Source organism: Streptomyces sp. NBC_00386 (assembly GCF_036063235.1).
Taxonomy (GTDB): domain Bacteria; phylum Actinomycetota; class Actinomycetes; order Streptomycetales; family Streptomycetaceae; genus Streptomyces.
On the sequence record NZ_CP107950.1, the window covers coordinates 6,450,361 to 6,476,630 of the forward strand.

The window sequence follows — 26,270 nt, forward strand, 5'->3', positions numbered from 1 at the left end:
CCGATCGGGAGGCTACGGAGGGTCTGAGGCAACGTCAAGTGGTCCGGCCGCTCACCCGGTTGGCCTGCGGAGGACCGCTACACCGGTGACTGCCAGACGACGTTCGTGCCGGGGCCGCCCGTGTCGTCTCCGCCGCCCGGCGCGCTTTGGACCGAGGTGTCCGAAGCCTCGGAGGCGGTGTCCGGGGCGCCGTCGTCGTGGACCGTCAGGCGGACGCCGGGACGGCCGTCCGGCAGGGTCACCGTCACGTCGACGACGACCTCGATCCGCGACACCCCGGGGCGTCGCGAGGCGGCGGCCAGGGCGCGCCGCAGTGCGGCGAGGAGCCGGCCGGCCACCGGCTCGGTGATCCGGTTCTCCACCGGGCCCGCGAACCGGGTGGACGGCTGGACCCCGAGGACCGCCGCCGCGCCGGCCGTCTCGCGCAGGACCTTGCCGCGCAACGTGGTGGGGGCGTCGGCCGGCGGCTGCTGCAGCGCGAAGATCGCGGTGCGTACCTCCTGGACCGTGGCCTCGAGTTCGTCGACCGCACGGCCGAGGGTCGCGGACACCTCCTCGGCCTCACCGTCATCGCCGTTTCCGTGCGCGGCGTTCCTTCGCTGGGTCGACTCCAGCATCATGCCGGTCGCGAAGAGGCGCTGCACGACCAGATCGTGCAGGTCACGGGCGATGCGGTCCCGGTCCTGGTACACCGCGAGGAGTTCACGGCCGTGCCGGGCGTCGGCCAGGACCAGGGCGAGCGCGGCCTGTGAGGCGAACTGGGTGGCCAGCAGGCGTTCGACCTCCGTGTACGGGCGGTCACCCCGCCCGCGCGGCAGGGCCAGCGTGCCGATGAGCCGGCCCTCGGTCTGCAGGGGCAGCATCATGCTCGGCCCGAACCGGGACCGTACAGGGGTCGTCATCCGCGGGTCGGTCGCCGAGTCCTCGATGAACACCGGCTCCCCGCCCAGGAGTTGTTCGAGGACGGGGCTGCCGGGCGCGATGGTCGTACCCACGATGCCGGCGGGGTCCCCGGGGGTGGAGGCGACCACGATCTCCATGCCGCCCTCGTCCGTGGGCTTGAGGATGATCCCCGCCGAGGCTCCCGCGAGAATCCGGGCGCGTTCGGCGACCGTCGTCAGCGCGTCGGCTCCGGTCCCGCCGCTGAGCAGGGTGGTGGTGACGGCGGCGGCACCCTCGATCCAGCGCTCCCGTTGCCGGGCCGTCTCGTACAGCCGGGCGTTGGCGATCGCGATGCCGGCCTGCGTGGCGAGCAGGCGCACCAGCTGTTCGTCCTCAAGGGTCACCGGCCCGGTGGACTTGTCCGCCAGGTAGAGGTTGCCGAACACCTCGTCGTCGACCCGGATGGGAACGTCCAGGCAGATGTCGGGCTCGGGGGAGCCGGGGTGTCCGGGGGAGCCGGGGTGCCCGGAAGTGACGGGGTGTCCGGGAGTGCCGGGGAGCCCGGAAGAGCCGGGGGGCCCGGGGTACCCGGGTGTGCCGGGGGGCGCGGAAGAGCCGGGGGCTTCCGGTTCCTCGGGTTCCTCGGGCGCCTCCGGCCGAGGGCCCGTCTCCGGGACGTGCGGTCTCGCCGTGCGGATCCGTACCAGCCCGTCCCGCCCCGGGTCCCGCATCCCCAGCGCCGCGTACCGGGCCCCGGTCAGCTCGGCGGCGGCGTCCACGATCCGCTGGAGGGTCGCGCGCAGTTCGAGCTCGGTGCCGACGCTGAGGACCGCCTCCAGAAGGGGCGTGAGACCGGGCGCGGGGTCGGTCATGCGAGGCCCTCGGGCGCCGGTTCGTCAGTTCGCCAGCGGGTTCAGGACCATCGGCTCGATCTTGCCCTCCAGCATGTAGCCGAGCCCCTGGACGGCACAGACGTCGGGCCGCTCGGCGATGTGGACGGGCACACCGGTCGCCTGCCGGAGCATCTGGTCGAGCCCGGGGAGCAGCGCGCTGCCGCCGACCATCATGATCCCGCGGTCGGCGACATCGGCCACCAGATCGGGCGGGCAGGACCGCAGCACCTTGCCGACGCCGTCCAGCACGGCGGTCAGCGGTGTCTCGATCGCCAGGCGTACGGCGGCGGTGTCGACCTTCACGGAACGCGCCAGCCCGGTCGCCACGTCCCGCCCGTGGATCTCGGTCAGGGCCGGTCCGTGCGGGGTCAGCCCGTTCCCGGAGAGGGCGAGCTGAAGGGGCCGTACGGCCTGACTCGGCAGCATCAGCTCGTGCTGGTGGCGCAGGTGCTGGACGATCGCGTGGTCCACGGCCTCGCCGCCGACCGGGATGCGTTCGGCGGTGACGATCGAACCCAGCGACAACACGGCGAGCTGGGTCGCGGCGGCCCCGCAGACCATGATCATGGTGGCTTCGGGCCGCTCGACGGGCAGCCCGCAGCCGACCGCCGCGGCGATCAGCGTGTCGACGAGCTCGACCCGCCGCGCCCCCAGCCCGACCAGCGTCTCGATCGTGGCGCGCTGCGCCAGCGGGTCCGCGTCGTGCGGCGTGCAGGCCGCGGCCCGCAGCCGGGGCTTGCGGCGCAGGGTGCGCCGGACCTTGTCGCCGAGCAGATTGCGCAGCATCCGCTGGGCCATGTCGATGTCGACGACGGTGCCGCCGGACACCGGGCGCACCACCCGGATGTAGTCGGGCGTACGGCCCGTCATCCGCTCCGCGAACTCCCCGACCGCGATCAGCGCGCCCGTCTTCGTGTTGATCGCCGCGACGCTCGGCTGATCGACGACCAGACCCGCGCCCCGTACCCAGACACGGGTCCGCGACGCGCCCAGGTCGACGGCGAAGTGACAGCGGCGCAGCTGCTCCAGACTGGCGGTCATGGCAGGTCCTCCCGAGAGCGCAGACCGTGGGGGCTCCGCCGGGCGGCGGTCCTCTCTCGCATCCTGCGGGCGCGGGGCGGGCCGCGCCCCTTTTGGACGGCCGGGCGAGGTGCCGCCGGACGGGTGGTCCGACTCGATCCCCGGACCCGGCCCCCGACCTGATTCCTGGGATCGCCCCACTCGATCCCAAAACCCGGTCCCGTCCCCTGGAGCTGTCCCGGTTTCTGCGGCTCCTACCGGCATGTCCTGGCGGGAAGCCGCCAGGGCGCCTTCCCGCCAGGCTTCGTCGGCGCCTTCGCGGCACGGGCCCCCCGACACTCTTCGCAAGTACCGGGCGCCACCCCCTGCCCGGCGCGCGCACGGCCGACGAAGAGAGGCCATGAATGACCAGAGGACCACTGATACGTCCGGCGGCGCTGCTGTCGGCCGGGCTCGTGCTCGCCCTGCTGCCCACGGGGCGGGCCGGCGCCCTCGCCGCCGCGGACAACGCGGGCACCGGGACCACCGGCACCCCGGCGAAGGCGGGAGCCGCCGGTGCCGCGCACACCGTCACCCTCGTGACCGGCGACAAGGTCACCGTCACCGACGTCGGCGGAGGAAAGAAGACCGTCTCCGTCGTACGCCCCCGCGGGGCCACCGGGGCCGTACGCACCCAGGTCGCTGACGGCACCGTCACCGTCGTACCGGACGAGGCGCTGCCGTATCTGGGGGCCGGCACCCTCGACCGGCGGCTGTTCGACGTGAGCGAGCTGATACGGCAGGGGCTCACCGACCGGCAGACGGGCGAGCTGCCGCTGATCGTGACGTACGACCCGAAGGCGCGGACCACGGTCCCGGGCGGGGCCGAGCGGACGCGCTCGCTGCCGAGCATCCGCGGCGCGGCCGTCGACGCGGACAAGGGACGGACCTTCTGGAAGGCGATGACCCGTCAGCCGGGGATCGGCAAGGTCTGGCTCGACGGCCGGGTCAAGGCCGACATGGCCGGGAGCAACGCGCAGATCGGCACCCCGAAGGCCTGGGAGGCCGGGCTCACCGGCAAGGGTGTGACCGTCGCCGTCCTCGACACCGGCGTCGACACGAGCCACCCCGACCTGCTCGGCCGGGTCTCGCAGACCAAGAGCTTCATCGACGGTCAGGAGGTCGCCGACCGCAACGGGCACGGCACGCACGTCACCTCCACCGTGGGCGGCACCGGCGCCGCCTCCGACGGCCAGGAGAAGGGCGTCGCGCCCGAGGCCACGCTCGCCGTCGGCAAGGTGCTCAGCGACCAGGGTTCGGGCAGCGAGTCGCAGATCATCGCCGGCATGGAGTGGGCCGCGCGCGACGTGCACGCCAAGGTGATCTCGATGAGCCTCGGCTCGACCGAGCCCAGCGACGGCACCGACCCCATGGCCGCCGCCGTCGACACCCTCTCCGAGGAGACCGGCGCCCTCTTCGTCATCGCGGCCGGGAACACCGGCGCGCCCTCCTCCATCGGCTCGCCCGGCGCCGCCGACTCCGCCCTGACCGTCGGAGCGGTGGACTCCGCCGACGAGGCCGCGTACTTCACCAGCGCCGGACCCCGCTACGGCGACAACGCGCTCAAGCCCGACCTCTCCGCACCCGGCGTCGGCATCCTCGCCGCCCGCTCCCAGCTCGTGAGCGGCAGCGGCTACTACACCTCCATGAGCGGTACGTCGATGGCGACACCGCACGTCGCCGGTGTGGCCGCGCTGCTCGCCCAGGAACACCCCGACTGGACCGGCGCCCGGCTCAAGGACGCGCTGATGTCGACGTCGAAGCAACTCGACGCATCCGCCTACCAGTTGGGCTCCGGCCGGGTGAGCGTCCCGGACGCGGTCGACGCGAAGGTCACCGCCACCGGCAGCGCCGACCTCGGCTTCTACAGCTGGCCCTACGAGGACGACAGGCCGGTCACCCGGACGCTCACCTACACCAACTCCTCCGACGCGGCGGTGCGGTTGACGCTCGCCGCGGAGGGGGCCGGCGAGGGTGTCGCCACCCTCGCCGACACCACGCTCACGGTGCCCGCGCACGGCACCGCGTCCACCACGCTCACCGGCGACGGCTCGAAGGCGCCGGTGGGCGAGACCTCGGGGCGGATCGTGGCGTCGGTGGACGGCACGCCCGTCGCGCACACCGCGTTCGGGCTGGTCAAGGAGGAGGAGCGGTACACGCTCACCGTCCACGTGAAGGACCGGGACGGCGCCCCGACCGCGGCCTACCTCGCCGTGCAGCAGCTGGCGCAGGACGTCGACGCGTACTCCGCCTCCGTCGGAGACTCCGGCACCCTCGAACTGCGCCTCAGGCCCGGCACGTACAGCGTGACGTCCTTCCTCGACGTGCGCGGCAGCCACGGCGCCGACTCCCTCGGCATCGGCTTCCTCGCCGCACCCCAGATCACTCTCGACCGGGACCGCGAAGTCACCCTGGACGGGCGGACGTTGCGGGAGATCAGCGCGAAGGTCGACCGGCGCACCGAGACCCGGCAGCTGCTCATGGAGTACGACCGCGACGGCGGCGGCTCCGATCTGTTCGGCGCGGTCCAGGTACCCGTCAAGTACGACAGCGTCTTCGCCGCGCCGACCCCGAAGGTCACCGAGGGCACCTTCGACTACCGGACCGTGTGGCGGCTCGGGAAGCCGCTCCTCGAGGTCGCGGGCGTCAAGGCGGCGCTCGCCCAGCCGGGCGGCACCCTGATCGAGGGCCGCAGCAGGCTGCCTCTGGTCGACGTCGGGGACGGGCCGTTCACCGGGGTGAGCGGCAAGGCCGTTCTCGCCCGGCTCACCGACGGGGCCGACCCGGCCGCGCTCGCCCAGGAGGCCCAGGACGCGGGCGCCAAGGCCCTGTTCGTCACCGACGACCAGGCGGGACGCCTCAACGCCTGGTTCGGCACGGACGACAACGAGAACCGGCCGCTGCAGATCGCCACGGTCGACGCGGCGGACGCGGCACGGCTGCGCGCGACCCGGACCGTCGACATGACCGGCACGCGCAACACCCCCTACATGTACGACCTTTCGCACGGCTACAGGAACGCCGTGCCGGACCGCAGTCTCACCTACGAACCCGAGCGCGGTGAACTGGCCGTGCTGGACGCCAGGTTCCACGCCGTGAAGCCCGTCTCGGGCAGCGAGTTCCGCTACTCGATCGCCGAGCCCTTCCCCATCGGCCTCGGTTTCCAGGAGCGGATCGACTACCCGGCCGAGCGGACCGACTACGTCTCCACCGGCACCGGACAGACCTGGATGGAGTCCGTCAACGTCGGGGACGGCGCGCTGGAGGAGCGCAGCGGCCTGGTCCCCTACCGGGGCGGCACCCACGGGACCCTGAACTGGTTCAAGCCCGTCTGGCACCCCTGGCTCGGCACCGGACTGGGCTGGGGCCAGCAACGCGCGGGCAACCAGATCCAGTTCAACACGCCCGGCTGGGGCGACTCCGGTCCCGACCACACCGGCTTCGGCGACGTGTGGAGCGACGGCACCGGGATGACGCAGTTCACCGAGGTCTACCAGGATGGTGTCCTGGTAGACCAGGGGAAGAGCTCCGCCGGATACGTCTGGGACGCGCCCGCCGAGGAGCACACCTACAAGGTCGTCACGGACACGACCCTCGACCCGGAGCGCTGGAAGCTCTCCACGAAGGGCCACACCGAGTGGACCGTCCGGTCGGCGGCCACCCCCGAGGACCACTACACGTTCCTCCCGCTCATCAACCTCGGCTACGACATCGACACGGACCTCGCGGGCGACGTGCGCGGCGGCCGGGTCCCGGTGAGCGTCCACGCCGAGTACGTGAAGGGCGCGCCGGACACCGGCATCCTCGGCGGCGGAAAGCTGGAGGTCTCCTACGACGACGGGACGACCTGGAAGACGGTCCCGCTCACCGGCGGCGGCAAGGCCCGCTGGCAGGGCACGCTGAACGTGCCGCGCGACGCCGGGTTCGTGTCGCTGCGGGCCTCCGCCCGCGACGACCGGGGCGGCACGGTCAGCCAGGAGACCATCCGGGCGGTGGGCGTCCGGTGACCGGCCGCCGGGCGGCGGGCTCCCCGGGGGAGAGCCCGCCGCCCGGCCCACGTCCCCGCGAACGCCCGATCAGGGGGCGGCCACCGTGATGGTGGCCCATCGAGCAGACGGCCGTCGGTCCCTCTTGGGAGGGAGGAACCGACGGCCGTCGTCCGTTCACCCTCCGGTGCGGTGCGGCGAGATGCCCCGGATCACTCCCAGGTCCAGCAGGTCCTGCGGCCGGAGCCGGAGTTGAGCCGCCGTGGCACGGACCTCGTCGGCCGGCCGCTTGAGGATGGCGGCCGCCGACTCCGGCGCGATGACGGAGAAGTAACTGTCCGGTGTGGCCCAGGTGTTGCCCGGGGCGGCCAGCGCCAGCGCGCCGCCCGAACCGCCCTCGCCGATCACCAGCGTGGTGACGGGCGTCCGGGCGGTGGCGACCGCCGCGAACAGGTCCGCGATCGCCGCGCCGGCCCCCTGCCGCTCGGCGAGCGCGTCGTTCGCGGCGCCCGGGGTGTCCACCAGCGTCAGGACGGGGATGCCGAGCCGTCCGGCCATCCGGACCAGCCGGGCGGCCGTGCGGTATCCGGCGGGACGGGTCGGGGTCCCGCGCTGTGCGGCGTACGCGACGGTCCGCCCGTCGTGCGCGCGGCCGAAGCCGCACAGCACGCCGTCGTCGGTGCCGCCGCAGCGGTCCCCGCCGATCGTGACCCGGCGGGTGAAGTAGGAGTCCAAGTAGGCTTCGGCGCGCGGCCGTTCGGTGGCCCGGGCGCGCCGCACCGCGTCCCAGCCGGTCGCGGGCAGATCGGTCGCCTCGCCCAGCGCGGCCGGGACGGGCGCCGCCCCGCCGGCGGGCCGGGTGAGCAGGTCCAGCCACAGGGCGAGCGCCTCCCGCAGCCCGTCCTTCGGTACGAGGGCGTCGACCGAGCCCGCCGCGACCTGCGCCTCGGCCGTGTACGCGGCGGGGTCCGCGTCGGGCGGGCGGACCCGGGAGCCCGCGAAGGCGACCTGGGAGCCCGGCAGCGCCAGGGTCACATCGGCGCCCGCGCCGAGCGTGGCCCAGCCGCCGCCCGTCGTCGGGTCCCGCAGGACCGCGATCTGCGGGAGTCCCGCCTCTCTGGTGAGCGCCGACTGCCGTGCCACCCGCTGGAGCTGGGTCAGCGCGAGCATGCCCTCCTGCATCCGGCTGCCGCCCGTGGCGACGAGCGAGACGACGGGCAGCCGGTGGGTGCGGGCGTAGTCGTAGGCCGCCTCCAGGCGGTCACCGGTGCGTTCGCCGAGTGAACCGCCGAGGAAGCCGAACTCGAAGGCGACGAGGACGGCGGTGACCGGACCGAGCGGAGCCCTGCCGTCGATCGTGGTGCCGAAACTCGCCGTCCCGAAGGTCGCGGTGCCGCAGACGACGGACTCCTCCTCGCCGGTGCGGCCCGCGGCGTGCGCCCGCGCCTCGCCGTACCCCTTCCAGGAGAGTGGGCCGTCGGGCGTGAACCCGACGTCGGGGGAGGGGAGTTCGGCGAAGCTGTCGGTGACCAGGGCGATGGCCTCGCGGGCCGAGATCCGGTCAGTCACGCGGCAGCGCCCGCTTCAGGATCTTGCCCATGTCGTTGCGGGGCAGCTCGTCCAGGAAACGCACGATGCGAGGCCGTTTGTGCGGGGCCAGCCGGCGGGCGACGTGGTCGGCCAGCGCGTCGGCGGACGGCGGCGCGTGAGGGTCGAGCGGGACGATCCAGGCCGCGACGCGCTCACCGAGGTCGGCGTCCGGTTCCCCGGCGACGGCGGCCTCGCGCACCTCCGGGTGTTCGAGGAGCGCGTTCTCGATCTCGCCCGCGCCGATCTTGTAGCCACCGCTCTTGATCAGGTCGGTGGCCTTGCGGCCGACGATACGGACCGAGCCGTCGGGATCGAGGACCGCCATGTCACCCGTGCGGAACCAGCCGTCGGCGGTGTACGCGGCGGCGGTGGCGTCGGGCCGGTTCAGGTACTCGGTGAAGAGGTTCGGCCCGCGCACCTGGATCTCGCCGACGCTCTCGCCGTCGTACGCGCCGGTCGGGGTGCCGTCCGCCTCGTACCCGGCGATCGTCGTCCCGTCCTCCTCGACGAGCCGCAGACCGACGCCGGGCAGCGGCACGCCGACCGTGCCGGGGCGGACCTCCCCGTCCGCCCGCACGCTGGTGTTCATCAGGGTCTCCGTCATGCCGTACCGCTCGACGACCCCGCGACCGGTCGCGGCCCTGATCCGCTCGTGGTCGTGCAGGGGCAGCGCCGCGGAGCCCGACACCAGCAGCCGCGCCCGGCCCAGCGCCCCGGCGAGCCCGGGGTCCTCGCCGAGTGCCTCGGCGAGCCGGTGGTACATCGTCGGCACCCCGAACACCATGGTCGCCCCGGCGTCCAGCTCCCGCGCCACGCCCTCGGCGCTGAACCGGCCCAGATGCCGTACGGACCCGCCGCGCCGCAGCGGGCCCAGGATGCCGATGATCAGCCCGTGCACGTGGAACAGGGGCAGACCGTGCACCAGCACGTCGTCGCCGGTCCACTGCCAGGCGTCGGCCAGGGCGTCCAGGGTCGCGGCGATCGCCCGGCGCGGGATGACCGCTCCCTTGGGCGGACCGGTGGTGCCGGAGGTGTAGACGACCAGGGCGGGGGCGGCGGGGTCGGTGACGGTCCCGGGGGTCGTGGCGGAGGCGGTGGGTGCGGCGGAGCCCGGGGCCCCCGCGCCGCCGGAGACCCCGGCCGCTGCCCCCGCTTCCCCCTCCGTGTCCGCCTTCGCGTCGGCTTCCGCTTCCGCGTCCACCTCGACGTCGATACGGTCCAGCGTCCCGAGCGGAGCGGGAAGAACGTCCCCCGGGGCCGCGAGCACCAGGGACGGCGCGCTGTCCCCCACGATGTGGCCGAGCTCCGTCTCCCCGGACTTCGGGTTCAGCGGTACGGCCGGCACCCCGGCGAGCAGCGCGGCGACGACGCCGACGGCCGTCTCCAGGGTCGGCGTCGCCCAGACGGCGACCCTCCCGGAACCGCCGAGCCGTACGGCCAGCGCTTGAGCGGAGGCGGCCAGTTCCGCGTACGTCAGGGACCGATCGCCGAAGCGCAGCGCGGACCGGTCCGCGACCGAACCGCTCACCAGGGCCGGGAAGAGGGAGAACACGAGGACTCCTTGCCGAGAGGACTTCACCGGGAGGTACAGGCTCTTCCTACACGATCGGGCTCCGGGATCGGGTGGCCTGCCGCACGATCGCGCCGAGGACGTGGAGGGGGCGCGCAGGCGCCGTAAGGATCGTTCCGAAACCGGGAACGATCGCCGGGGAACCGTGGCGTGGACGGACCCGGACACGTAGTGTCGGCCTCGCGTCACAACTTGACGAGTCAACTGCCGGGAGACCTTTGGTGAGTGAGTCCCCGTCGCTCCTTCCCGACGTCCTGCCCGACGGCGAGGGGGCGGAGCGATGACGACGAAGCCGTCCGGCTCCGTCGGAAGGTTCGTGGCGGCGCTGCGTCCGCGCGGAGCCCGCTCCGAGATGCGGGCGCTCGCGGTGGAGCTCGGCCGGGTACTGCGCAGAAGGATCGATACGCCCGTCGACATGAGGGAGCTGGCGCAGGCCCTCTGCGAGGAGATGAGCCGGCGCCGGGGCGGCCGTCCGGTCCAGCTCCGCTTCGAGCGTTTCCCCGACGAGATCGAAGTCACCGGTCTGTGGATGGAGTTCGGCGACTTCGACCTCGTCGTCGTCGAGGAGCGCGCCGAGACGGTGCAGCAACTCGTCATCCTGGGGCACGAGTTGTGGCACATGAAGGAAGGCCACCGCGACCACCACGTGGACGGCGCCAGGGCCGTCGCACGGGCGGCCCTCTCGGACCGTTCCGGCTGGCACGACTCCGGCCCCCGGGCGACGCCGCTCCGGCAGGAGGTCGCCCGCGCCGTCGCCGCCCGCGACGGATCACGTCAGGCGGACGAGGCTCGGGCCGAGGCCTTCGGCCTGCAACTGGCGAGCGTCTTCCGCACCTGGGTGACCGGCCCCGGCGACAGCGCCCCCGTCGACCCGGTGGGCCGCGCCATCGAGACCTCCCTCGGCTACCGCAGGCCCCAGGACTGACCCACGGGTCCCAGTACCTGTCCGGTCCGGCAGATCCCGGTACCTGTCCGGTCCGACAGGTTCTAGCTGAACCGGAGTCCGCCCGGACGGGCCGCTGCCTCGACCACGTCCGCGACGACGCAACTGACGTTGTCCGGCCCCCCGGCGTCGTTCGCCGCCCCGATCAGGGCCCGGACGGCCGCGTCGGGGTCGGGAGCGGAGGCGAGGAGCCGCTCGATCCCCTCGTCCGGCACGACGGTGGACAGGCCGTCCGAGCAGAGCAGGTAGCGGTCGCCCGGCCGGACGTCGTGCAGGCGCAGATCGGGTACGTTCGCGTCGCTGCCCAGCGCCTTGAGCAGGATGGCGCGCTGCGGATGCGTGGTCGCCTCCTCCGGGGTGAGGCGGCCCTCGTCGATCATCGACTGGACCACCGTGTGGTCGTGGGTGATCCGGAGCAGCCCGCCGTCGCGCAGGACATAGGCCCGGGAGTCCCCGATGTGGACGAGCGCGAGCTGGGAGCCGGTCCACACCAGGGCCGTGAGCGTGCTGCCGGTGCCATCTCCGTCCGGGGCCCCGTCCGTGGCGTGTCGCGGCACCAGGTCCGCCACGGCCTGTGCCGCGCCCTCCACGGCGTCCTCCAGCAGGTTGAGCACGCCGCCGGCCGACAGCGGCTCGTCGTCCAGGAACGTGAGGGCCCGTACCGCCGCCGTGCTCGCGGGGGCGCCGCCGGGCCCGCAGCCGTCGGCGACCGCGAGGACGCGGGCGCCCGCGTGGACGCTGTCCTGGTTCGCCGCACGGACCCGACCGGTGTCGGAGTGTGCGGAGTAGCGGAGTTCCAGCATGCTGGTGTCCTTTCCCGGGGACGGTGACAGGTGGTTCACGAGGAACGCCGCCAGATCCCGGCGGGCGGCCGTCTCGGCCTCGACCCCGGCCCAGTACGCGCCGATCTCCCGCGCGGCGGGCTCCGGTTCCAGGGCGCACACCCGCCGGATGCGGGCGAGCGGCATGCCGAGCCGCCGCAGCCACGCGACCAGCCGGGCCTCTCGGAGCTGCTCGGCCGCGTAGTAGCGGTAGCCGGTCTCGGGGTCCACCCGGGCGGGGCGCAGCAGCTCCAGTTCGTCGTAGAGCCGCAGTGCCTTGGGCGACAGCCGGGAGGCCTTCGCGAAGGCCCCGATCGTCAGCATGTCCACGCGTCCACCCCGTCGTTCCGTGTCCGGGTCGTACCTGGTCCCGGCCCTGGTTCCTCGTTCCGTCACCGATGTTGGGCCCTGCCCCTTGGTGAAGGTCAAGTGCGGCCCGTCAGGGAGCGCGGGCGGTTGTTACCCTGCGGCGGGGTTTGCCCCGGGACGGCGTCCCGACGGGGTGCGCCCGAGGCCGTGCACTGATGCCGTGCGGCGGTGCCGTGTCGCGGTGCCGGTGCCGGTGCCGTACGAGGAGGGAGTCCGAAGTGGCCCGTATCGCGCTCGTCACCTACGACCCGGGCGAGGAGCCCGGCGCGGACCGGGATCTGCCGGTGCTGAGGGGAGCACTGGAGGACGCCGGGGCGGTGGCGGAGATCGTGCACTGGGACGATCCCGCGGTCGACTGGGCGCGGTTCGATCTGGCGCTGATCCGGTCGACCTGGGACTACAGCCGGCGTGTGGCGGAGTTCGTGGGGTGGGCGGAGCGCTGCGCGGGGCTCACGCGGCTGATGAATCCGGCGCCGGTCGTGCGATGGAACACGGACAAGCGCTACCTCGGGGACCTCGCGGACGCGGGGGTGCCGGTCGTGCCGACCCGGTATCTCGCGCCGGGGGACCCGGTCGACCTGCCCGGCGAGCACGAGTTCGTCGTGAAGCCGACGGCGGGTGCGGGGGCGCGCTACGCCGCCCGGTACACGCCGAAGGAGCGGGAGACGGCCCTCGGGCAGCTCGCGCGGATGCACGCCGAAGGGCTGACCGCCATGGTCCAGCCGTACGTGACGGACATCGACATCCGGGGCGAGCGGGCACTCCAGTTCTTCGGCGGACGGCTGCTGCACGCCAGCCGCAAGGGAGCCGTGCTGGAGCCGGGGACGCCTTACGACGGGGACAAGACACCCCACCCGCGCCTGGAGGCCTGGGAGCCTACTGCGGCCGAACTGGCAGTCGCCGAAAGGGCGTTGGCCGCCATCCCGGGAGGCGCGGACGGCGTGCTCTACGCCCGGGTCGACCTCGTCGACGGCGTCGACGGCGAGCCCTGGCTGATGGAACTGGAACTCGTCGAGCCGAACCTCTTCCTGTGGCTCCACCCCGGCTCGCTGCCCGTCGTCGTGGACCGCGTCATCGAGGCCGCCGCTCCCTGAGGGGGCTCGTCCCGGAGCCCTCGGTCCCATCGGCACCCCTCCCCGGACCGGCGACCCCAGCGCCCTCCGGGATCAGCGACCGCCCGCGGACCAGCGACCTGTCCCCGGCCCACCGACCTGCCCGCAGACCGCTGACCTGTCCGCGACTACCACCCGGGCACCCCGGGGTGTTCCGGCACGGGCCCCTTGACGCCCACCCGTTGCAGCAGCCCCCAGGTGAACTCCGCCGCGCACGCGTGCGGTACGCCCGACGCGTCGGGTGCCGTGAACGCCAGACCCCACCGGGTCGGGGCCGTGCCCTCCAGGGGCCGGGCGGGGGCGAAGGCGCGGGCCGCCTCGTCGACCGTGCAGCACCACGGGGCCAGGTCCTCCAGGGTCTCCAGCGCCGGGGCGGGGGTGCCCGGGGCCCGCACCAGCCATTCGTTCCAGGCGACGCCGTTCGGGGCGAGCAGGACCTCGAAGCGCAGACCGGGCCACAGCGGCACCGGCCATTGCAGGGCCTCGCAGGTCAGATCGCCGATCCGGCGCTCGCGTGCGGACTCGGGGGCCCCGAGGACCGAGCGGTAACGCGAGGCGGCGGACCGTCCGCGCGGGGAGTGCAGCATCGCCTGCCAGCGCCGGTTGGCCTCGCGCATGTCCGCGATGGACACCCCCAGCTCGTGACGGGCGTCCTCGACCAGGCCGGGGTTGTGGTCGGCCATGCGGCGCAGCAGGACGAGCTGGAAGTCGAGCGGGGTGAAGGGGGTGGCGGGGCGTTTGGCCGGCATGCGCTCCATGGTCGCGCACCCGGCCCCCGGCGGGGCGCGGCCCGTCGTGAGCCGGCGCGGGGGCGTGCGAGCGGGACCCCGCAAACCATTGCCCGCCCCCGGGCGAATGACTAGCCTGTGTTCGTCATCCCGATCGTCTGTTGAAATTTCGAACAAAAGAGAGGGGGCCGGTTGTGGGACGCCTCGTACCTGCCGTGACCCGGGCCCTGGACATACTGGAGCTCTTTCTCGACGGGGACGGGACGCTCTCCGCCCCCGACATCGTGCGCAAGCTCCAGCTGCCGCGCACGACCGTGCACGAGCTGGTGACCACGCTCGCCGCCCGGTCGTACATCGTGCAGGTGCCCGGCCAGCCGGGACGCTACCGGCTCGGCGTGCGCCCGTACCAGCTCGGCAGCCGCTACGCCGAGCAGCTCGACCTCGCGGCCGAGGGCCAGCAGGTCGCCCGTTCCGTCGCCGAGACCTGTGACGAGACCGTACACGTGGCGATCCTCGAAGGCACCGACGTCATCTACATCGCGAAGGTCGACTCCACGCACGCGGTGCGCATGGTCTCGGCGGCCGGCCGCAGGCTTCCCGCGCACTGCACCTCCGTCGGCAAGATGCTGCTCGCCTCCCTCTCCGAGCCGGAGCTGACCTCACGCGTCCCGGACGACGCCGACCTCGTGGCGATGACCCCGAACAGCATCACCGAGCCGGGCGCCCTGCGCGAGGCCCTCGCCGAGATCCGCAGTCGCGGGATCGCCGTGGAGAGCCGTGAGTCCAACCCGGACGTGAGCTGTGTCGCCGCCCCCGTGCGCGACCGGGCCGGACAGGTCGTCGCCGCGCTCTCGATCTCCGTGCCGATGATTCGCTGGAGCGACGAGCGCCGCGTCGAACTGGAGCAGCTCGCGGTGAAGGGCGCCGCGGACCTGTCCGAGCGGCTCGGCCACCGGAACGCGCGGTGAGCGCCGTCGAGGTCGCGGTCCGGGCGCACGCGGCCCTCGGCGAGGGCCCGACCTGGGACGCCCGGGCGGGGCGGCTCATCTGGGTGGACATCCTCGGCTCCCGGATCCACACCTTCGACCCCGTCTCCGGCCGCCGCACGGTGCTGGCCACCGAGCAGCACGTGGGTGCGGCCAAACCCCGGGCCGGTGGTGGACTGGTCGTCAACCTCCGTGACGGAGTGGGTCTTTACGGGCCGGCGGGGTCCGGCGAGTCCGCCGCGGCGCCGGGGGGGTCCACCGGGACCGCGCCTGCCGGCGGCTCGTTCCGCTGGCTGCACCGGGAACCCGTGCCCGGCCGGCGGGCCAACGACGCGGCCGTCGCGCCCGACGGCTCGCTGTGGTGCGGCACCATGCGCTACGACGAGGCGCCCGGCGGAGGAACGCTCTCGCGGATCACCCCCGACGGCACGGTCCGCCCCATCCTCGACGACGTGAGCGTCAGCAACGGCACAGGCTGGACCCCCGACGGCCGCCGTGTCTACTACATAGACTCGCCGACCCGCCGCATCGACGTGTTCGACATCGGTGACGATCAACTGCCGGTCGACAGGCGTCCGTTCGCCACCGTGGAGGACGGATTCCCCGACGGTCTGACGGTGGACGCGGAGGGCGGTGTCTGGGTGGCCCTCTGGGACGGCGGGGCGGTCCGCCGCTACACGCCGGACGGCGAGCTGGACCGGGTTCTCGAACTGCCCGTCCGCCGCCCCACCGCCTGCGTGTTCGGCGGCGCCGACCTCACCGACCTCTACATCACCACCGCGCGTACGGGCCTCGCGGCACCGCACCCGATGTCCGGCTCCCTGCTCGTCGTCCCCGGCGCGGGCAAGGGTCTGCCGCAGCCGGAGTTCGCCGGATAACCGAACACCCGCGAGTCCCCGCCCGGTTGACGGCCACCGGGCGGGGGCTCGCTTTTTTTGCGCGCCCACCGTCTCAGGCGCCTGTATTCTCCGGCGCCCACCGTCTCCGGCGCCCTCCGTCCCGCGCGCCCAACGCCGTTTCGAGCGCACGGTTTTTGCGCAAACCATTGACGAGAAAGCGCTTCCTATCTACGGTCCCGTTCGAAGTTGCGATCATCCTCCGAAATTTCGAACAGTGGAGGCAAGGCATGGGACGACCTGGCCTGACCCGCAGGCAACTCCTGTCCACGGTGGGCGGGTTGACGGTCGCGGGCAGCCTCGGCTTCGCCGCGCTCGGCACCGGAGCGGACGCGCTCGCCTCGGGCGCGAACACCCGGGTGCGGTACTGGAACCTCTTCACCGGGGGCGACGGAGCCAACATGGTCGCGATGGTGGACGCCTTCCGGAAGGAGCATCCCGGCATCGCGGTCAAGGACTCCACGCTCACCTGGGGCGACCCGTACTACACGAAGCTCGCGATGGCCGCCGCGGGCAACCGCGCTCCGGACCTCGGCGTCATGCACCAGGGCCGCGTCCCCGGCTTCGCGCCCGGCCGTCTCCTGGACCCCTGGGACATGGACCTGCTCACCAAGTACGGCGTCCGGGAAGCCGACTTCAACCCCGTGCTCTGGAAACGCGGCATCGTCGACGGCAAGCTCTACGCCCTGCCCCTCGACATCCACGTCCAGCTGAGCTTCTACCGCACGGACGTCTGCCGGAAGGCCGGACTGCTCGACGCGGACGGGAGGCTGCCGACCGCGAACTCCACCGACGAGTGGTTCGCCCTCCTCAAGGAGGCCAGGAAGCAGCTGAAGGACGGGCAGCAGACCCTCGGCCTGCACGCCTTCGACCAGAACTTCTCCTGGTGGTTCTTCGTCGCCTTCTACCAGCAGCTCGGCGGCGGCTACTTCAACGACGAGCGGACCGACGTCACCTTCGACACCGGCAAGGCCACCCAGGTCCTGGAGTTCTTCCACCAGCACGTCGCCGACGGCTACGCGATCGTCGGCCAGGCCGACGGCGAGGCGTTCCTCGCCGGATCGCCGTTCGTGTGGGAGGGAAACTGGTCGGTGCCGTACTTCAGCGGCGAGAAGGTCGGCTACGGGGCCCAGCCGCTGCCCCCGGTCTTCGGCACCCCGGCCACGCACGCCGAGTCGCACTCCTTCGTCCTGCCGCACCAGGCCGACCGCGGCGGCGCCGCCAACGAGGGCGCGCACCTGCTGGCCGCCTACATGGTCAAGAACGCCACCGCCTGGGCGGGCGGCGGCCATGTCCCCGCCTATCTGCCGACGTTCGAGGACCCGGACTATCTGAAGCTGACCCCGCAGAGCGAGTACTCCCGCCCGGCCATGGAACACCCGGCCACCGAACCGCGCATCTGGTTCGCCGGCTCCACCGGCACCCTCGCCAAGCGGATCGGCCCGGTCGTCGCGTCATCGAACGTCGGCTCCGCGAAACCGGAGGCCGCCGCCCGCCGGATGAAATCCGTCCTGGAGGAACTGCTGGCCATGCGGAATCCGATGGACGGCCGGACCGCCGCCCAGGAACTGAAGGGAGCCGCCGCATGACCACGACCCTCGCACCCGCCACCGGCCTGCGGGCCCGCGCGGCCACCGGGACGGAGTCCGCCCGCGCCCGCTGGAGCCGCCGGTTCCAGCACGGCGGCTGGTTCGTCGCCCCGTTCTTCGTGCTGTACGGGCTGTTCGTCGTCGTGCCCGTCGTCCGCGGTCTCTACCTCAGCCTGACCGACGCCAACATCTCCGGCGACCACACGGGCTTCGTCGGCCTCGACAACTACCGCGAGGCGTTCCAGGACCATCTGGTGTGGAACTCCCTGGGACACAGCGTCCAGTTCACCCTCTACGTCGTCCCGTGCATCGTCGTCGTGGCCCTGCTCATGGCCCTGATCGCCCACCACATCACCCATCTCAAGTGGCTGTGGCGGCTGTGCTTCTTCGCGCCGTTCCTGCTGCCGTCGGCCGTGGTCGGCAACCTGTGGTGGTGGCTGTTCCAACCCACCAACGGCATGGTCAACCACGTCCTCGGCATCGACACCCCCTGGCTCACCCAGAAGTCCACCGCCATGATCGCGGTGGTCGTCGCGACCCTGTGGTGGACGGTCGGCTTCTCGTTCCTGCTCTACCTGGCCGCGCTCCAGAACATCCCGCACCACCTCTACGAGGCGGCCGAACTGGACGGGGCGGGCGCCTTCCAGCGGATGCTGCACATCACCGTGCCGAACCTGCGCACCATCACCGGCCTGGTACTCGCCCTGCAGATCCTCGCCTCGCTCCAGGTCTTCGACCAGGCCGTCGTCATGTACCAGTTCGGCCCGGGACCCGAGGAATCGACCCGCACCTTCGTTCAGTACACCCTCGAACAGGGCTTCACCAGCTACCGCGTCGGCTACGCCTCCGCGATCTCCTTCATCCTGTTCCTCATCATCGCGGCCGTCGCCCTCGGGCGGATGTGGCTGCTGCGGCTCCGCGAGGAGGACGCCCGATGACCACCGCCCACCCGACTCCCGTACCGCGCAAGCCCCGTGGCTCCTGGACACCGGCACAGATCGCCCTGACGGCGGTCGCCGCCGCCCTGTCCCTGGTGTGGATGGCCCCGCTGGCCTGGGCCCTGTCGACCTCGCTGAAGACCCCCACCGAGTCGGTGACCTCCCCGCACTGGATCCCGCAGCACCTCACAGCGGCGTCCTGGAAGGGCGTCATCGAGGCCGGCAACATCCCCAACTGGTTCGTGAACTCCCTGGTGGTGTCCGTCTGCGTCACCTTCGTCGTGCTGCTCGTCGCGGCCCTCGCCGGATACGGCTTCGCCCGCACCGAGTTCCGCGGCAAGTCCGCCCTGATGGCCCTCACGATGGCCGGCCTGATGTTCTCCCCGGCCGTCCTCGGCGTCCCGCTCTTCGCGACCGTGCAGTCGCTCGGCATGGTCGACACCTACTGGGGCATGATCCTGCCGCAGTGCGCCCCGGCGGCCATGGTCTACATCCTGTACAAGTTCTTCCAGTCGCTGCCCCGTGAACTGGAGGAGGCCGCGTTCATCGACGGCGCGGGCCGCTGGCGGATCTTCTTCACCATCGTCCTCCCGCTCTCCAGGCCTTCCCTGTCCGCGGTCGGGATCTTCACCTTCATCGCCTCGTGGAACAACTTCCTGTGGCCGTACATGGTGACCAGCAACCCCGACCTGATGACCATGCCGAACGGCATCGCCACCGTGCAGAACTCCTTCGGCATCATCTGGCCGCAGCTCATGGCGGGCGGTCTGATCGCGGGCCTTCCGCTGATCGTCGTGTTCGTCTTCTTCCAGAGCCAGATCGTGCGGGGCATCGCCCACACCGGTCTGGCCGGTCAATGACCTTACGAGGAGCCTCAGTTGACCGGACGCAGAACCGCAGCGCTGATCGTCGCGGCCGTCGTCGCCCTGCTGCCGACCACCGCGCAGGCCGACGTCGGCTACCCCGACCCGGAGCCCGTCACCGGACAGCGGATCATCCATGACCCGACCGTCATCCAGCTCAAGTCCGGTGGATACGTGGCCTATTCGACCGGCGGCGTGATCGGTGCCCGTCTCTCCCGGGACCGGACCCAGTGGGACGACGCGGGCAACGCCTTCGCCTCACCGCCGAGTTGGTGGTACGAGTACAACTCGACCGGCGACCCCTGGGCTCCGGACCTCTCCTACCGCGCCGGCCGCTACTGGCTCTACTACGCGGTCTCCTCCTGGGGCACCAACCACTCCGCGATCGGCGTCGCCACCTCCCCGAGCGGTCTGCCCGGCACCTGGACCGACCACGGCAAGGCCTTCACCTCGGACACCGACGACACCTGGAACGCCATCGACCCGGCGGTGACCGCCGCCGACGGCAGACTGTGGATGACGTTCGGCTCGTACTGGACCGGCGTCCGCATGGTCGAACTGGACCCGGTGACCGGCAAGGCCGTGGCGGACGCGCCGGTCCACCACCTGGCGACCCGCCCGGACGCCCCGTACGCCGTCGAGGGCCCGTACGTGGTCCGACACGGCCGCTACTACTACCTGTTCGCCTCGTACGACGCGTGCTGCGCGGGCGTGGACTCCACGTACAAGATCCGGGTGGGCAGGTCCACGTCGGTGACGGGCCCGTACGTGGACAGCACCGGCACACCGATGCTCGACGGCGGCGGCGACCTTCTGCTCGCCGGGCACGGCCGCTACATCGGCCCCGGCGGCGAGTCGGTCTTCCGGGACCACGGCCAGGACTGGCTGGCGTACCACTACTACGACGCGGACGACAACGGCACACCCAAGCTGGGCCTGAACCGGCTGACCTGGACCGCGAACGGCTGGCCGAGCCTGCGCTAGGGCGTGTCCGCAAAGTCGCGTCGTCCGCCCGAAGGGCAGGCGCGACTTTGCGGACACGGCCTAGGTGTATTGATCACGAGCGTTGTTGACACTGGCGGGTCTTGAACATGGCGAAGACCTCCGATGTGGTGGAGCTGTCTAGGACTGCACCGCACGGAGGTCTTCGTGTCCCACCGTAATGCCCGGCTGACCGTTCATGGCAGGCGGCTGCTGGTCGAACGTGTCTGCGCGGGCCGCCCGGTCGCTCATGTGGCGGCCGAGATGGGCGTCTCCCGAGCCACGGCCCACAAGTGGGTCCGCCGCTGGCGGGACGAGGGCGAACCGGGCCTCGCCGACCGCTCCAGCCGGCCCCGGACGACACCGCATCGCACACCTGCGGCCCTGGAGGCCCGGGTCTGCCAACTGCGGCAGGCCCGCAAACTCGGTCCCGCACGGCTCGGCCCGATCCTGGGCCTGCCCGCCTCGACCATCCACCGGATCCTGACCCGCCACGGCCTGAACCGCCTGGCCCACCTGGACCGGCCCACCGGCCAGGTCATCCGCCGCTACGAACGCGACCGGCCCGGCGAACTGATCCACATCGACGTCAAGAAGCTCGGTCGGATCCCCGACGGCGGCGGCCACAAAGTCCTCGGACGCCAGGCCGGCCGCGCCACCCGCAGCAGCATGGGCTTCGACTACGTCCACTCCGCCGTCGACGACCACAGTCGCCTCGCCTACAGCGAGATCCACCCGGACGAGAAGGTCGCCACCTGCGCGGGCTTCCTCACCCGCGCGGCTGCGTTCTTCCACACGCACGGCATCACCCGCATCGAACGCGTGCTCACCGACAACGCCTGGGCCTACCGCAAGGGCCTGGCCTGGAAACAGGCCCTCGCCGAGATCGGCGCGACCGGAAAGCTGACGCGCGCCTACCGGCCGCAGACCAACGGCAAGGTCGAACGCTTCAACCGCACCCTGCTCGACGAATGGGCCTACCTGCGGCCCTACACCAGCAACGACGAACGCACGGCCGCCCTGGACGACTTCCTCCACGGCTACAACTACCATCGCTGCCACACCGCCCTCGGAGGCCAGCCACCCATCAGCCGTGTGAACAACGCTGCGGGTCAATACACCTAGGGCCTGTCGTTCGGACCGTGCGGCGGGACGCGGGGCAGACCCTGGGCCGCCCGCACCCGACCCGCACCCTCACGGGCAGCACCCGCACCCGCTCAACGGGCCGCACCGCACCCGCCGCCCCCGCGGGTGAACCATCCCACCCTCCGGCGCCCCGAAAGGACACCATGCGCACCGCCCGCTTCGCCCTCGACCCCGCCTTCACCATCGGCGAGGTCGACCCCCGTCTCTTCGGTTCCTTCGTCGAGCACCTCGGCCGCTGCGTCTACACCGGCATCTTCGAACCCGGACACCCGGCGGCCGACGCCGACGGCCTGCGCACCGACGTGCTGGAGCTCGTCCGCGAGCTCGGTGTCACGGCCGTCCGCTATCCCGGCGGCAACTTCGTCTCCGGCTACGACTGGGAGGACTCGGTGGGCCCCGTCGAGGAGCGGCCCCGCCGCCTCGACCTCGCCTGGCGCTCCACCGAGTCCAACCGCTTCGGGCTCAGCGAGTACATCGGCTTCGTGCGCAAGATCGGCCCGCAGGCCGAGCCGATGATGGCCGTCAACCTCGGCACCCGCGGGGTCGCCGAGGCCCTGGCACTCCAGGAGTACGCCAACCACCCATCGGGGACCGCCCGTTCCGACCGGCGGATCGCGCACGGCGACAAGGACCCCTTCGGCATCCGGCTGTGGTGCCTCGGCAACGAGATGGACGGCCCCTGGCAGACCGGCCACAAGAGCGCGAAGGAATACGGCCGGCTCGCCGCCGAGACCGCCCGCGCGATGCGGCAGATCGAGCCCGGCCTCGAACTCGTCGCGTGCGGCTCGTCCGGACAGGGGATGGCGACCTTCGCCGAGTGGGAGGCGACGGTCCTCGCCGAGACGTACGACCTCGTCGACCACATCTCCCTGCACGCCTACTACGAGGAGACCGACGGCGACCGGGACTCCTTCCTCGCCTCCGCCGTCGACACGGAGTCGTTCATCGAGAACGTGGTGGCGACCTGCGACCACGTGGGCGCCCGGCTGAAGTCCAAGAAGAAGATCAACCTCTCCTTCGACGAATGGAACGTCTGGTACCAGAGCCGTCCCAACCCGCACCCGGTCGAGGACTGGCAGGAGGCCCCGCGCCTGCTGGAGGACGTCTACTCCGTCACGGACGCGGTCGTGTTCGGCTCGCTGCTCATCGCGCTGCTGCGGCACGCGGACCGGGTGCGTGTCGCCTGCCTCGCCCAGCTCGTCAACGTCATCGCGCCGATCATGACCGAACCGGGCGGCCCCGCCTGGCGGCAGACGACGTTCCACCCGTTCGCGCAGGCCTCGGCCCACGGGCGCGGGCAGGTCCTCGACGTCCGGGTGGACTCACCGACGTACGAGACCCGCAAGTACGGCGAGGCGGACCTGCTGCACGCCACCGCGGTACGCGCCGAGGACGGTTCGGTGACCGTCTTCGCCGTCAACCGCAGCCAGACCGAGCCGCTGCCGCTCGAAGTGGCCCTGAACCGGCTGGGGCTGACGACGGTCGTCGAGCACAGCGCGCTCGCCGACGCCGATCCGGACGCCGTCAACAGCCTGCACGACCAGGAGCGGGTCACCCCGCACCCGGTCGAGGGGACCACGCTCCGGGACGGCACGCTCAACGCCGTCCTGGAGCCGCTGTCCTGGAACGTGATCAGGCTCGCCTAGGGTCTGTCGTTTGGATCAGGTGGCGTCGAGGTGCGGTGCTTGTCGGCTGGGCCGAGCGGGGCAGGGTGTGTGCAGCTGCAAGGCGGAGGAGGGAGGCGACGCGGAGCGTCGTGGACCGACGACAACGCCGCAGATGCGCGCACCCTGCCCCGCGTCCCGCCGCATGATCCAAACGACAGGCCCTAGGGCCTCTCCTCACGCGCTCCCGGGGCCGGGGGAGGCGACCGGTGTCACCGGCACTCCTCCGGCCGCGCGGCCCAGCAGCGTCAGTTCCACCCGGCCGGGGCCGGCGGGCGTGGTCCCGTCGGACAGCACCGCGAGGGCCAGCGTGTTGTACCCCCGGGTGAGCAGCACCCCGTTGGGGAGGACGAACGTGTGCTGCGGGCCCACGTCGTTGATGTACTGGCCCATGTTCCAGCCGTTCAGGAAGATCTGGACACGATAGGCGCGGTCCGGATCGTCCGTGAGGGTGAGCCCGATCGACGCGTCCACCCCGCTGTCCACACCGAGCCGGAATCCGGTGCGGTACCAGGTGACACCCTGGCGTCGTTCGGCGCGCGGGAGGCCGACGGCCTCCCAGCCGCCGTCCGCGAAGCCCGGCAGATGCCAGCCGTGCCGCTCCCCGTGCAGACCTCCGGCGTTGAGCGGTCCGCGCACCGGGTCGGGGGCCGCCGCGCCCTGAATGCGCCAGCGGACCGCCGGAGCGGCCCCGTCGAAGGTGACGGCCGTCAGGCCCCGGGCCGCCTTGTGCGTGTCGTCGGCCCTGCCGTCCTCGTCGTGCTGCATGCGCCGGACCAGGACGGACAGCACATGGGACCGCCGCTCCCGCGGCCGGACGGGGAAGGTGGCGGTGGCCGCCCAGGTCCCCTTGCGCACGGTCTTCTTGTCCGGCACCGGCATCCGGTGCGTGCCCAGCGGTTCGCCGTCCAGCCAGGCCATCAACAGCCCCTGCGTACCGGCGACATAGGCCAGCGATACCGAGTCCGCGCCGCCCGCGTCCGCGAAGTGCCCCCGGTACCAGACGTCTCCGTAGTGGAAGCCGTAGTCGTCGGCGAACAGCACGGGCTGCCCGGCGGGCACCGGGGTGACGCTGTACGAGGACGTCCTGTCGGTCACCCGCCATCCGGTGTCGTCGTGATCGGGGGCCGACTCGGGGTTCCCTTCGGCCCGGCGCCAGCCGGTGAGCGCGGGCAGCCGCACCCGGCCCGGTCCGGCCAGCGGCCGCTCGGCCCGCAGACTCCCGGAGGAGGTGGCGCGGGCCTTCAACGCGTGCTCGTTCCAGACGAGTTCGGTCACCCCGCGCGGCCCCCACACCTCCAGGTCGGCCGCCCCCGCCGTGTCACCGGTGAGACGCGCGGCCGTGCCGCGCAGGACGGCCGTGCGCAGCAGCGCCGGGCCGCGCACCAGCACCGGACCCGACGGGGTGTCGTGGCGCCACAGCAGACGGGAGCTCTCGTCGTCGGCGAACAGCAGCAGGAGGGGAGCCCCGACCCCGCCGCCCTCCACCCGGACCCGGGTGATGCCGTCGAGCACGGCGTCGATCCGCAGGACCCCGTCCTCGTAGCCGTACCCGGCCTCCCCGTCCAGCACGGTGACCTTCGGCTCGCTCGTGGCCTCCAGACAGGTGCGCGTGGACTCGCCCGCCCGGCCGGTGAACACGGCGATGTCCTGCCGTCCCGCGGTCAGCCACAGCATCGGCTGGGCGGTGGACCAGCTCAGCTTCCGGCGCCCCAGGGAGATCCCGGCGGCGAGCAGCCGTGCGTCGAGACCCGGCACCGGCACCTCGACGGCCGTTCCGGCGAGCGCCAGGGTCGCGACGACCTCGGTGGGGGAGTCGTTGCGCAGCACATGGAAACGCGCCTGCGTGTCCGGATTGACCAGGTGGTACGCCTTGATGCCGGGGCCCGCCCCCATGCCGTCGCCGGGGAGCGGCTCGGCGCGGTCGAGCTTGGCCAGGTCGGGCACCGACTGCAGCAGCCGGCCGATCTGGTGCATGGGGAGGAGCTTCTCGGTCGGCCGGCGTGCCTCGTCGATGGCGGCCCCGTAGTCGTACGACGTGTAGACGATCGGCGCGGGCAGCCAGCCCCAGGAGGTGCCGCCGAAGGTCATGTAGACGTTGTGGACCGTGATGCCGTTGGCGAGGTTGGTGAGGTAGAAGCGCCGTTCGTAGGCCGCGTCCCGGGTCCGGCGGGACTCGGCGTATCCGAGGCCGTCGAACTCCGTCCCGCCCCACGGATCGAACCAGCCTCCGCCGAACTCGGGGATGAACCCCGGGGTGTCCGGGCTGGCGGTCGAGCCGCCCTTCATACCGCCGGGGCCGAAGTACCCCCAGTCAGGAGGTGTCTTGAAGGGGGAGGGATAGCCGTCGAAGCCGTACAGGTAACGCCCGCGCTCGCCGCCCGTGTCGAAGGTGCCGGGGGCCCAGTGCCCGTTCCTGCCCTTGTCGTTGTGGAAGAGGGGGACGTCGATGCCGTCGGCGCGCACCTTGGCGTACAGGTGAGCCATGTAGTCGCGGCCCGCGGGCTCGTCCACATGGTTGTCGTACTCGTTCTCCAGCTGGTACAGGACGATCGTGCCGCCGCCGTCGGTGTAGAGGTGGCGGGCCGCGATGCGGTCGACCGCGGTGAGCCACCCGTCGGCGTGCTTCAGGTAGGTGGGGTCGGACGTGCGGGCCACACCGGGGGTGGCCGTCAGCCAGCCGGGGAAGCCGCCCGCGTCGACCTCGGCGTTGATGTACGGGCCGGGGCGCAGGATGACGTACAGCCCGGTCTCGGCGGCGGTGCGCAGGAAGAGGTCGAGGTCGCGGACCCCGGTGAAGTCGTGCTGCCCGGGTGCGGGGGAGTGGTAGTTCCACGCGACGTAGATGCTGACCGCGTTGTAGCCGTGAGCACGCATTTTCTGCAGGACGTCCCGCCACAGGGACGGGCTCGGCAGCCGGAAGGGGTGGAACTCGCCCGACCAGATCACCAGGCGCCTGCCGTCGATCAGCATCGAGTAGCGGTCGAATCCGACCGTGTGCTTCCCGCCGTCGGCGGTGGGCGGCGCGGGCGCGGGTCCGGTGGGTGCGAGGGGCGCCCTTCCGGCCGCGCACGCCTGGTCGCTCCCGGAGCCGCTCACTGAGAGGCCGAGGGCCGCGGTGCCGGCGAGTGCGTTGAAGGTACGTCTGCTCAACACCATGCGGGTTCTCCCGGAGGACGGCGACGGGGATTCCCCCGCTCGGTCCGAGCCCGGGAAGCCGGGGGAAGGTGCGGCCATTGTCCACAGGAGCAGGT

At 72.4% G+C, this 26,270-nt stretch carries 18 protein-coding genes; 11 read left to right on the forward strand and 7 right to left on the reverse strand.

Annotated elements, in window-relative coordinates:
- Positions 1-77: 77 nt before the first annotated feature.
- Complete coding sequence (locus OG780_RS28265; protein WP_328452792.1) at positions 78-1,754, reverse strand: GAF domain-containing protein; 1,677 nt, start codon at positions 1,752-1,754, stop codon at positions 78-80.
- 24 nt (positions 1,755-1,778) lie between these two features.
- The gene (locus OG780_RS28270; RefSeq protein ID WP_328452794.1) at positions 1,779-2,816 is read right to left on the reverse strand and encodes a rod shape-determining protein; all 1,038 of its coding nucleotides are present in this window, start codon (positions 2,814-2,816) and stop codon (positions 1,779-1,781) included.
- A gap of 383 nt (positions 2,817-3,199) precedes the next feature.
- On the opposite strand from OG780_RS28270, the gene OG780_RS28275 reads away from it, so the two are divergent.
- Complete coding sequence (locus OG780_RS28275; RefSeq protein ID WP_328452796.1) at positions 3,200-6,841, forward strand: S8 family serine peptidase; 3,642 nt, start codon at positions 3,200-3,202, stop codon at positions 6,839-6,841.
- A gap of 156 nt (positions 6,842-6,997) precedes the next feature.
- Here the strand turns inward: OG780_RS28275 and OG780_RS28280 are convergent, their stop codons facing one another.
- Together OG780_RS28280 and OG780_RS28285 are read right to left on the reverse strand one after the other, a co-directional pair.
- Positions 6,998-8,389 carry a carboxyl transferase domain-containing protein gene (locus OG780_RS28280; RefSeq protein WP_328452798.1) on the reverse strand — a complete coding sequence of 464 codons (1,392 nt, stop codon included), beginning with the start codon at positions 8,387-8,389 and terminating at the stop codon, positions 6,998-7,000.
- Positions 8,382-9,962, reverse strand: a complete 1,581-nt coding sequence (locus tag OG780_RS28285; protein ID WP_328452800.1) for an acyl-CoA synthetase — start codon at positions 9,960-9,962, stop codon at positions 8,382-8,384. The genes OG780_RS28280 and OG780_RS28285 overlap by 8 nt, the downstream gene beginning before the upstream one ends.
- 298 nt (positions 9,963-10,260) lie before the next feature.
- Here OG780_RS28285 and OG780_RS28290 point away from each other — a divergent pair, with 298 nt between their 5' ends.
- A complete protein-coding gene (locus OG780_RS28290) occupies positions 10,261-10,905 on the forward strand; it encodes a toxin-antitoxin system, toxin component (protein WP_328452802.1) in 645 nt (214 codons plus the stop codon).
- A gap of 62 nt (positions 10,906-10,967) precedes the next feature.
- Here OG780_RS28290 and OG780_RS28295 read toward each other — a convergent pair whose 3' ends face one another.
- Positions 10,968-12,068, reverse strand: a complete 1,101-nt coding sequence (locus tag OG780_RS28295) for a MerR family transcriptional regulator (protein WP_328458437.1) — start codon at positions 12,066-12,068, stop codon at positions 10,968-10,970.
- Positions 12,069-12,331: 263 nt separating this feature from the next.
- Here OG780_RS28295 and OG780_RS28300 point away from each other — a divergent pair, with 263 nt between their 5' ends.
- Positions 12,332-13,207 (forward strand): ATP-grasp domain-containing protein, encoded by an 876-nt coding sequence (locus tag OG780_RS28300; RefSeq protein ID WP_328452804.1) that lies wholly within the window; start codon positions 12,332-12,334, stop codon positions 13,205-13,207.
- Positions 13,208-13,353: 146 nt separating this feature from the next.
- Here OG780_RS28300 and OG780_RS28305 read toward each other — a convergent pair whose 3' ends face one another.
- Positions 13,354-13,983, reverse strand: coding sequence for a hypothetical protein (locus OG780_RS28305; protein WP_328452806.1), 630 nt, complete (start codon positions 13,981-13,983; stop codon positions 13,354-13,356).
- A 164-nt stretch (positions 13,984-14,147) separates the two neighbouring features.
- Here OG780_RS28305 and OG780_RS28310 point away from each other — a divergent pair, with 164 nt between their 5' ends.
- The 8 genes from OG780_RS28310 to arfA all read left to right on the forward strand — a co-directional run bounded on the left by OG780_RS28310 (position 14,148) and on the right by arfA (position 22,998).
- On the forward strand, positions 14,148-14,921 hold the full coding sequence (locus tag OG780_RS28310; RefSeq protein ID WP_326787991.1) for an IclR family transcriptional regulator: 774 nt from the start codon (positions 14,148-14,150) through the stop codon (positions 14,919-14,921).
- Positions 14,918-15,817 carry an SMP-30/gluconolactonase/LRE family protein gene (locus OG780_RS28315; RefSeq protein ID WP_328452808.1) on the forward strand — a complete coding sequence of 300 codons (900 nt, stop codon included), beginning with the start codon at positions 14,918-14,920 and terminating at the stop codon, positions 15,815-15,817. Before OG780_RS28310 ends, OG780_RS28315 begins: the two co-directional genes overlap by 4 nt.
- A 248-nt stretch (positions 15,818-16,065) precedes the next feature.
- Positions 16,066-17,424, forward strand: a complete 1,359-nt coding sequence (locus OG780_RS28320; protein WP_328452810.1) for an extracellular solute-binding protein — start codon at positions 16,066-16,068, stop codon at positions 17,422-17,424.
- A complete protein-coding gene (locus tag OG780_RS28325; RefSeq protein ID WP_328452812.1) occupies positions 17,421-18,362 on the forward strand; it encodes a carbohydrate ABC transporter permease in 942 nt (313 codons plus the stop codon). Before OG780_RS28320 ends, OG780_RS28325 begins: the two co-directional genes overlap by 4 nt.
- Complete coding sequence (locus OG780_RS28330; RefSeq protein ID WP_328452813.1) at positions 18,359-19,222, forward strand: carbohydrate ABC transporter permease; 864 nt, start codon at positions 18,359-18,361, stop codon at positions 19,220-19,222. Before OG780_RS28325 ends, OG780_RS28330 begins: the two co-directional genes overlap by 4 nt.
- Before the next feature lie 18 nt (positions 19,223-19,240).
- Positions 19,241-20,209 carry an arabinan endo-1,5-alpha-L-arabinosidase gene (locus OG780_RS28335; protein ID WP_328452815.1) on the forward strand — a complete coding sequence of 323 codons (969 nt, stop codon included), beginning with the start codon at positions 19,241-19,243 and terminating at the stop codon, positions 20,207-20,209.
- A gap of 165 nt (positions 20,210-20,374) precedes the next feature.
- On the forward strand, positions 20,375-21,331 hold the full coding sequence (locus OG780_RS28340) for an IS481 family transposase (protein WP_328444966.1): 957 nt from the start codon (positions 20,375-20,377) through the stop codon (positions 21,329-21,331).
- A 164-nt stretch (positions 21,332-21,495) separates the two neighbouring features.
- Positions 21,496-22,998: an arabinosylfuranosidase ArfA gene (arfA, locus tag OG780_RS28345; RefSeq protein WP_328452817.1), complete on the forward strand. Its 1,503-nt coding sequence runs from the start codon at positions 21,496-21,498 to the stop codon at positions 22,996-22,998.
- A gap of 195 nt (positions 22,999-23,193) precedes the next feature.
- Here arfA and OG780_RS28350 read toward each other — a convergent pair whose 3' ends face one another.
- Entirely contained in the window at positions 23,194-26,175 is a 2,982-nt protein-coding gene (locus OG780_RS28350) for a beta-galactosidase (protein WP_328452819.1), read from the reverse strand.
- Positions 26,176-26,270 lie beyond the last annotated feature (95 nt).

What these genes read in the sequence shown, in the direction of transcription:
- OG780_RS28265 (WP_328452792.1), bottom strand. Translation starts at nt 1,754, where the DNA reads ATGACCGACCCCGCGCCCGGTCTCACGCCCCTTCTGGAGGCGGTCCTC.
- OG780_RS28270 (WP_328452794.1), bottom strand. Translation starts at nt 2,816, where the DNA reads ATGACCGCCAGTCTGGAGCAGCTGCGCCGCTGTCACTTCGCCGTCGAC.
- OG780_RS28275 (WP_328452796.1), top strand. Translation starts at nt 3,200, where the DNA reads ATGACCAGAGGACCACTGATACGTCCGGCGGCGCTGCTGTCGGCCGGG.
- OG780_RS28290 (WP_328452802.1), top strand. Translation starts at nt 10,261, where the DNA reads ATGACGACGAAGCCGTCCGGCTCCGTCGGAAGGTTCGTGGCGGCGCTG.
- OG780_RS28295 (WP_328458437.1), bottom strand. Translation starts at nt 12,068, where the DNA reads ATGCTGACGATCGGGGCCTTCGCGAAGGCCTCCCGGCTGTCGCCCAAG.
- OG780_RS28305 (WP_328452806.1), bottom strand. Translation starts at nt 13,983, where the DNA reads ATGGAGCGCATGCCGGCCAAACGCCCCGCCACCCCCTTCACCCCGCTC.
- OG780_RS28320 (WP_328452810.1), top strand. Translation starts at nt 16,066, where the DNA reads ATGGGACGACCTGGCCTGACCCGCAGGCAACTCCTGTCCACGGTGGGC.
- OG780_RS28325 (WP_328452812.1), top strand. Translation starts at nt 17,421, where the DNA reads ATGACCACGACCCTCGCACCCGCCACCGGCCTGCGGGCCCGCGCGGCC.
- OG780_RS28330 (WP_328452813.1), top strand. Translation starts at nt 18,359, where the DNA reads ATGACCACCGCCCACCCGACTCCCGTACCGCGCAAGCCCCGTGGCTCC.
- arfA (WP_328452817.1), top strand. Translation starts at nt 21,496, where the DNA reads ATGCGCACCGCCCGCTTCGCCCTCGACCCCGCCTTCACCATCGGCGAG.
- OG780_RS28350 (WP_328452819.1), bottom strand. Translation starts at nt 26,175, where the DNA reads ATGGTGTTGAGCAGACGTACCTTCAACGCACTCGCCGGCACCGCGGCC.